This is a genomic window from Treponema sp. R6D11 (assembly GCF_054786075.1).
This window is the reverse complement of sequence record NZ_BDHD01000190.1, coordinates 1-3,277: the sequence shown is the minus strand read 5'-3', so window position 1 is coordinate 3,277 and position 3,277 is coordinate 1. Positions and strand designations below refer to the sequence as shown.

Sequence of the window (3,277 nt, the reverse complement as noted above, 5' to 3'; positions counted from 1 at the left end):
ATATTTAGTTGGAGTTGAAAAAGAAAACGGCGAATTAGTGCCTGACGCAAATTCTTGTGCGATGTGCAAAAAACTTATTATAAATGCGGGTATTGAAAAAGTTGTAATACGTAATACTCCGGAGAAATATAGTGTGATGTATGTCCAAGATTGGATCGAAGGCGATGATTCTCTAATGGATGTGAAGGGGTACTAATGGACAACAAAATTTTAGAGATTAAATTAGCGATAGAGGCAGAAGAGGTTGTAAGCCTCAAAGAAGTTGAAGAAATCAGAGTTAAATATCTTGGAAAATCAGGTATGATTACAGCTCTTATGAAAGAACTTGGAAAGTTGCCAAATGAAGAGAAACCTGTCGTTGGGAAAAAAATAAATGAGTTGCGTGTGTTTTCGGAAGAAAAGATTAAGAATTTAAAAGAAAATTTTGAAGATTTGGAGTTAGAAAAAAAGCTAGCGGACGAATGGATAGACATTTCTCTACCGGTGAAAAGAAAAAAGATTGGGCATAAACACCCACTGAATATTATATTAGATAAAATTTGCGAAATATTTATTAACATGGGTTTTAGCGTTGTTCATGGGCCGGAAATTGAAACAGATTACTATAATTTTGAAGCGCTTAATATACCGCAAGACCATCCTGCGCGGGACTCCCAAGATTCTTTTTATATTACTGAAAACGTGCTTTTGAGGACGCAAACTTCACCTGTGCAGATTCGAGTTATGGAGAATCAAGAACCTCCGATAAGAATTATAGCTCCAGGAAGGGTGTATCGTAGTGATGCAGTAGATAGCACACATTCTCCTTTGTTTCATCAAATTGAAGGACTTGTTGTTGATAAAGATGTGTCGATGGCAAACTTAAAAGGGTGTCTAGAAACATTTGTCAAAAAATTATATGGGGAAAAGACGAAAACCAGATTTAGACCTCACCATTTCCAATTTACAGAGCCTAGCGGCGAAATGGATATCGCTTGTCCAAAATGTGATGGCGCAGGATGTAATGTTTGCAAAGGCGAAGGTTGGATAGAAATTTTAGGTTGCGGAATGGTACATAGAAACGTGCTTAAAGGCGTCGGCATTGATCCGGATATATATTCAGGTTTCGCATTTGGATTGGGCTTGGAACGAATTGCTATGAAGGATTTGGGAATAAATGATTTGCGATTGTTCTATGAAAACGACATTAGGTTTTTGGAACAATTTTAATGAATAGTGTGGTTGATTATTTCTTAAAAATTATTCCTATCGCCTTGGTATTTACAATTCCGTATTTAATTATAAGAGCGCTTTATATGCGCAAGAAAAAAATATCGTTTATATGGCATAGGGAAACGGCGTTGTGGATTTTTTCAATGTTTATTGCTGTATTCATGATTTACACTCTAGAGTCGAGATATGAAACAAGGTTTTTGTGCAACTTGAGACCTCTAAAATCTATTAGGCAATATTTTTGGGGAGCAGAGTTGCCAATTCAAACTAGAATAGTAAACCTTATAGGCAACTTTCTAATATTCGCGCCATTCGGGTTTTTGCCTCCGTTAATATGGAAAAAAGCTTGTTCATTCTGGAGGTTATTCGTAATTGGCTCGATTTTTATAATTTCAATAGAGTTGATACAATTTTTTATAGGCAGAGTTGCTGATGTAGATGACTATATTTTAAATATAACAGGATTTATGATAGGATACGCTTTTTACGCAATTATAAGAGCTGTAATCACAAAGGAGAATAATAAATGAAAATTCCTATTAGTTGGATTTATGATTATGTTGATATAAAAGACGTTCCAATTAAAGAGTTCCAAGAAAAAATGACTAACACAGGGACCATGATTGAAGGCGTTGAAGATCTAGGCGCCGATATTAACAACGTTGTTGTCGGCACTATTAAGGATGTTAAAAAGCATGAAAACAGCGATGCCTTGCAAATATGCCAAGTCGATATTGGCAAGGAAAAGTTGCAAATAGTAACTGCAGCACAAAATGTTTTTAAAGGAGCTGTTGTTCCGGTTGCCCTTGTAGGCGCTATTCTTCCGGGCGGTTTTGAAATCAAAGAAGCGAAGCTACGAGGTGTGGATTCTTGTGGCATGATGTGTTCAATTGATGAACTATTACCGAACGAAAAACGCGAAAAAGCTGATGGAATTTTAATTTTAGACAAAGGAAAAAATGGGCAGGACATAAAAGAAGTGCTTGGATTGAACGAGAAAATCGTTGAAATCGAGCTGACGGCAAATCGTCCGGATTGTCAAAGCATTATAGCTCTTGCCAGAGAAGCGTCCGTCGCTTTTGAAAAAGATTTTTTTGTAAAAGAACCAAAAGTTAAGGAAAACAGCGAAAATATTAAGGACTATCTGACTGTGAAAGTGGAAGATGTTGCAAAATGTCCTAGATATAAGGCGCGAGTAATTAAAAACATAAAAATCGGACCTAGCCCGGATTGGATGCAAAAAAGATTGAATGATTGTGGCATTCGTGCTATTAATAACATCGTGGACATAACCAATTATGTAATGTTGGAATACGGACAGCCACTGCACGCGTTTGATTATAAAGCAATTTCGGGCAAGAAAATTATTGTTCGCAACGCTAATGACAAAGAAGTTATTACGACATTAGATGAGTCTGATAGAGAATTATTGTCGACTGATTTGATAATCGCTGACGGTGAAAAGCCTATAGCTGTTGCTGGTATCATGGGTGGATTGGATTCTGGAATTACAGAAGACACAAACACTATTGTTTTTGAATCAGCCTGTTTTGCAAACGGGACCGTAAGAAAGACGGCTAAAAGATTGCAATTGTTATCCGATGCTAGCACGCGATACATTAGAGGTGTTCATCCTAGCGTGGCTAAAACTGCGCTTGATAGAGCGTGCGAGCTTGTTGCCGAATTGGGTGCTGGCGAGATTGTTGGCGGATGTATAGATACCTGTGAAAAAGAAAAACAAACAGAAATCAAGCTGGATATCGAAAGAATAAATAAACTTTTGGGAACTGAAATTTCAAGAGATTTTATTGAAAATTTGCTTAGCAAGCTAGGTGTTGAAATTAAAAATGATATCGCTATAATTCCTGTGATTAGATCTGACATTACGGGAATCGAGGATATTGCGGAAGAGGTAGCGCGCTTTTATGGTTATGAAAATATACCTAGCAAACCGCTTTCAGGCAGCGTTTTAGGTGGCGGATATGACGAGTTTGACACTTTCCAAAATAAAGCGAAAGAAATATTGATTGCCACGGGAATATCTGAAATACAAACATATTCATTT

At 37.0% G+C, this 3,277-nt stretch carries 4 protein-coding genes; all 4 read left to right on the top strand.

Annotation, left to right across the window (positions count from 1 at the left end; translation table 11 throughout):
- On the top strand, positions 1-196 hold a 196-nt coding region (locus ACYVTD_RS10945; RefSeq protein WP_461247805.1), incomplete at its 5' end, for a hypothetical protein.
- Positions 196-1,209 carry a phenylalanine--tRNA ligase subunit alpha gene (gene pheS, locus ACYVTD_RS10940; RefSeq protein WP_461247804.1) on the top strand — a complete coding sequence of 338 codons (1,014 nt, stop codon included), beginning with the start codon at positions 196-198 and terminating at the stop codon, positions 1,207-1,209. The genes ACYVTD_RS10945 and pheS, both read left to right, overlap by 1 nt.
- The gene (locus ACYVTD_RS10935) at positions 1,209-1,742 is read left to right on the top strand and encodes a VanZ family protein (RefSeq protein ID WP_461247803.1); all 534 of its coding nucleotides are present in this window, start codon (positions 1,209-1,211) and stop codon (positions 1,740-1,742) included. The genes pheS and ACYVTD_RS10935 overlap by 1 nt, the downstream gene beginning before the upstream one ends.
- Positions 1,739-3,277, top strand: a 1,539-nt coding sequence (gene pheT, locus ACYVTD_RS10930) for a phenylalanine--tRNA ligase subunit beta (RefSeq protein ID WP_461247802.1), incomplete at its 3' end; no start/stop codon positions are given. The genes ACYVTD_RS10935 and pheT, both read left to right, overlap by 4 nt.